Source organism: Tabrizicola sp. (assembly GCF_051645465.1).
In the GTDB taxonomy this organism is placed as follows: domain Bacteria; phylum Pseudomonadota; class Alphaproteobacteria; order Rhodobacterales; family Rhodobacteraceae; genus Tabrizicola.
In genome coordinates this window covers 1-4,104 of record NZ_JBOFBI010000394.1, presented here as the reverse complement: position 1 = coordinate 4,104, position 4,104 = coordinate 1, and the positions used below count along the sequence as shown (strand labels likewise).

Annotated in this window: 5 protein-coding genes; 4 read left to right on the top strand and 1 reads right to left on the bottom strand. The window is 64.0% G+C overall.

Annotated features, from left to right (window positions below; translation table 11 throughout):
- Positions 1-276 precede the first annotated feature (276 nt).
- The gene (locus tag ACRCSW_RS23980; RefSeq protein ID WP_438708170.1) at positions 277-708 is read left to right on the top strand and encodes a hypothetical protein; all 432 of its coding nucleotides are present in this window, start codon (positions 277-279) and stop codon (positions 706-708) included.
- A gap of 47 nt (positions 709-755) precedes the next feature.
- On the opposite strand, the gene ACRCSW_RS23975 is transcribed toward ACRCSW_RS23980, so the two are convergent.
- Complete coding sequence (locus tag ACRCSW_RS23975; protein ID WP_103258321.1) at positions 756-962, bottom strand: cold-shock protein; 207 nt, start codon at positions 960-962, stop codon at positions 756-758.
- A gap of 516 nt (positions 963-1,478) precedes the next feature.
- On the opposite strand from ACRCSW_RS23975, the gene ACRCSW_RS23970 reads away from it, so the two are divergent.
- From ACRCSW_RS23970 to ACRCSW_RS23960, 3 genes are all read left to right on the top strand, one after another.
- A complete protein-coding gene (locus ACRCSW_RS23970) occupies positions 1,479-2,069 on the top strand; it encodes a (d)CMP kinase (protein WP_438708169.1) in 591 nt (196 codons plus the stop codon).
- Positions 2,070-2,186: 117 nt separating this feature from the next.
- Positions 2,187-2,651, top strand: a complete 465-nt coding sequence (locus tag ACRCSW_RS23965; protein WP_438708168.1) for a (2Fe-2S)-binding protein — start codon at positions 2,187-2,189, stop codon at positions 2,649-2,651.
- A 3-nt stretch (positions 2,652-2,654) separates the two neighbouring features.
- The coding region (locus ACRCSW_RS23960) for a molybdopterin cofactor-binding domain-containing protein (protein WP_438708167.1) at positions 2,655-4,104 on the top strand (1,450 nt) is incomplete at its 3' end.

Genomic DNA, 4,104 nt, shown 5'->3' with positions numbered 1-4,104 from the left:
GTGTGACGATTCATACAGAGCTCCGACGACGAATCATGCAAGAGACCCACAAGAAGGCTGCATTTGTCTGCAGAATAGGTTAACAGCGTGTAAATGAGTACATGTGTGATGTTGAGTGCCATCCTTGCAACCAGGGTGCTTATGGTCCTATCGGGCGCGCAACCCAGACATGAATATGGCGACAAATGAACGCTTTTTTCTGTAAGTTTCCTTCTTTCGGGCGAATGCTCTCCGCATTGTTCATGAACACTGGCAAGAGGTAGTGGAGGAGTGCGCGTGCAGACTTTCATTCTGACCGGCCGCCAGCAGGTTGCTCCGCACACGCTTGGTGTGCGTGTCATGCTTTTGACGGATCATGCCGATGGCAGTACCGGTCAACGGCTGGCAAGCTATGGTAGCCAGGTCGACGTTGCCGACGATCTTGAGGATGCGGTTGCCACAGTTCTTGAGGACCCGCTGGGCTACGACCTCTTCGTGATGGACTGTGACGACTTCGGTGGAATCGCCGGGGCCGAGAAGGCAATCTCGACCCTGATCGCTGGCGGCGCGCGGATGCGCCTGATGTTGGTGAGCCGTGAGTTCGATGTGCCAGTCTACCCGCTGGGGCGCCGCACGGCGGTTTGCTTGCCCGAGGATGTGGCGGAAGAGAGCTTCCGGATCGGCTTCGATCACGTGTTGCGGGATCGGACTGCCGTCACGATGAACTGATATCGCGGGGGCGGCGGACCGCCCCCCCGTTTCGCCTAAGCTTGGGCTCAGGCCAAAGCGAGGTTGGTCGCGGATTCGCGGCCGTCACGGCCGGCTTCGATGTCGAACGTGACCGGCTGGCCATCTTTCAGGCTGCGCAGGCCCGCACGCTCAAGCGCGGTGATGTGGACAAATACGTCCTTCTTCCCGCCTTCCGGGGCGATGAAGCCGTAACCTTTGGTTTCATTGAACCATTTCACGGTGCCCTTGGCCATCGTGAAGTCTCCTGTCTGTCGTACCGCCCGCGGAATGCGGCGGCTTGGCCCCGTCAGCTTGAAGTCGATTGCTGTGGCCGATGGTCGGAGACAGTGGTCGAAAAGTTAACGTCGCGGGCGGACACTTGCATAATCAGACAAAGATTCCAAGAGAAAATGCCTTCAAAGTGGCACGATTTTCTTGCAGGGCGTGTGACATTTCAACGAGTTGCGCGTTAATGCTGCGAGCAATTGCTCTGTTGCTGAGCAAATGCGCAAGCGGCTGATCCTGACCTGCGTATCGGCTTTGGTTCTCCCTCGGACGCGGCAAGCCTGCGGGCTGACGGTTCCTTTCCGGGCGACAGCAAAGTTGGGTTGAATTGCCTTCAGTCGCTCGGGCAGTTGTTCACGGCGCGGCGGCGTTGGGTCCTCTGTCGGTCCGCCAGACCAAAAGCCCCCTTTTCGGCTTGCTCATTTCGAAATACTCCCGCCGGAGGCATCCGACGCAAGATGCCCTCGGTGGCGGCGGACATAGTGATGATCTTCACGGTGGCGATAGATGGACCGGCGGCGGCGGGCAAAGGCACGATCAGCCGTGCTGTCGCCAAGCGTTTCGGGTTCCGGCATCTGGATACCGGGCTGCTTTATCGCGCGGTGGGGGTGAAGGGCGGGGATCCGGCGGAAGCCGCCCGCAAGCTGCGGCCCGAGGATCTGGAACGGGGCGACCTAAGAACGCTGGAGGCGGGGCAGGCCGCCAGCCGGGTCGCCGCCATCCCAGAGGTGCGTGCCGTGCTGGTCGAGTTTCAGCGAAGGTTTGCCCGCGGCGAAGGGGGCGCAGTGGTCGACGGTCGCGACATCGGCACGGTGATCTGCCCGGAAGCCGAGGTGAAGCTCTACGTCACGGCCAGCCCCGAGGTCCGGGCGCACCGCCGCTGGCTCGAGGTCGGGGGGGATGAGGGCCGCGTTCTGGCCGAGGTGCGTGAGAGGGACGCCCGCGACATGGCGCGTGCGGTTTCGCCCCTGCGGGCGGCTGAAGATGCGGTGGTGATCGACACCAGCGAACTCGGCATTGCCGAAGCCGTGGAGCTTGCCATAAGTGTCGTCCGCGAGCGTCTGCCGCGCGGCTGAGGCCTCGTTGGCATCTCTTTGCCGGTTCGTGCGCGCGCGAGGCGAGAATTTCATCCGAAGTCTGGACATTACGAGCGTCGTAATTATATCTGGATGCAACCAGAGAGTGAGGATGCCATGGCGATCTCCTTCACGTTGAACGGGGCCCCGGTCACAGTAGATGTCGACCCCGAAATGCCGGTGTTGTGGGTGGTACGCGAGACCCTGGGGTTGACCGGGACCAAGTTCGGCTGCGGGATCGCAGCTTGCGGGGCCTGCACGATGCATGTCGACGGGGTGGCGACGCGGACTTGTGTCCTGCCGGTCGGCGATGTCGCGGGCCTGGAACTGCGCACGATCGAGGGGATCGCCACGGGGGCTACGGCCAGTGCTGTGCAGCGTGCCTGGATAGACCTGCAGGTGCCGCAATGCGGGTACTGCCAGTCCGGCATGATCATGGCGGTCGAGGCGCTGCTGGACGAAACCCCGGACCCGTCGGATGGTGACATCGACGCGGCCATCACCAACATCTGCCGCTGTGGCACGCAGGAGCGCATCCGCGCGGGCGTGCATCTGGCGGCCCGTTTGCGGCGGGAGGCCTGAGCCATGGCGACCTTGGGACAATGGACGCGGCGGGGGTTTCTGGCGACTGCCGGGCTGGTCGGTGGGGGGCTGGCGTTGGGGATCGTGCTGGCGCCGAACCGACTGAAGATGACAGACGCGGCGCCCGAAGGGCAGGTCGTGCTGAACACCTGGGTGCGGGTTGCTCCAGACAACACAGTCACGGTCATCTTTCCACATTCCGAAATGGGCCAGGGTGTGGGCACGGGGCTGGCACAGATGCTGGCCGAAGAGATGGAAGCCGACTGGGCTCAGATCCGGATCGAGCAGGCACCGCCGACGGAGGCCTACATCAACAGCGATCTTGGCCGGGGCTATATCCTGGGTGACGCTGCGATCCCGGGTTTCATGAACCGGTTCATCGACTACAGCTTCCTGCAGATCGCGCGGTTCGCGGTCGGCCAGCTGACGGGTGGCAGCACGGCGATCCGGCTGACCGGGCACTATGCGATGCGCCGGGCCGGGGCTGCGGCCAAGGGGATGCTGATCCAGGCGGCGGCCGAGGCCTGGGGCGTTGATGCCTCGGCGATCCGCGCGGAAGCCGGGAGGGTGGTTGGTCCCGATGGGCAAAGCGCCACGTTTGGCGAGCTGGCGGGTGCTGCGGCGGCCTTCACGCCGGATCTGGCGCCTCCGCTGAAGGACCCGAAGGACTATCGCATCGTCGGCCAGCCGGTGACCCGGCTCGACCTGCCTGCAAAGGTGAACGGGACGGCGGTATTCGGCATGGATGTTACGATGCCGGGCATGGGCTATGCGGCGGTGATGTTGCCGCCGGTGATGGGCGCGCGGGTCGGCGCGGTGGACGAGAGCGGCGTGACCGCGCGACCGGGTCTTGGGCGTGTCCTGAACCTTGGCGATGCGGTTGCGGTTCTGGCTGACAGCTACTGGACGGCATCGCGCGCGCTGGAGGAATTGGCGATCACGTGGGAGGGCGGCCGCACTGATCTGTCGAGCGCCGCCATCGCGACCGAGCAGGAGACGGCGCTGGCAGGCGCGCCGGAATGGATGATCGAGGCGGGCACAGTCGGTGAGCTGCCGGTGACGGCGAGCTATTCGGTGCCCTATCTGGCGCATGCGACGATGGAGCCGATGAACGCGACCGTGCATGTCCGTACGGACGGGGCAGAGGTCTGGATCGGGCATCAGAACATGGCGTTTGCTCGCGCTGCGGTGGCGGATCATCTGGGATTGTCGCCGGATCAAGTGGTCATCAACCCGACCTATCTGGGCGGGGGCTTCGGACGGCGCGGCCAGATGGACGCGCTGATCCTTGCGGTGCGGATAGCGGTCGAGGCCGGGACGCCCGTCAAGACGATCTGGTCGCGCGAGACCGACATGACGCATGACTGGTATCGCCCGGCAGTGCAGGCCCGGCTGGCAGGCGCGGTCGAGAACGGCCGGATGACCGCTTTCCGCCATGTCTACACCCACACGA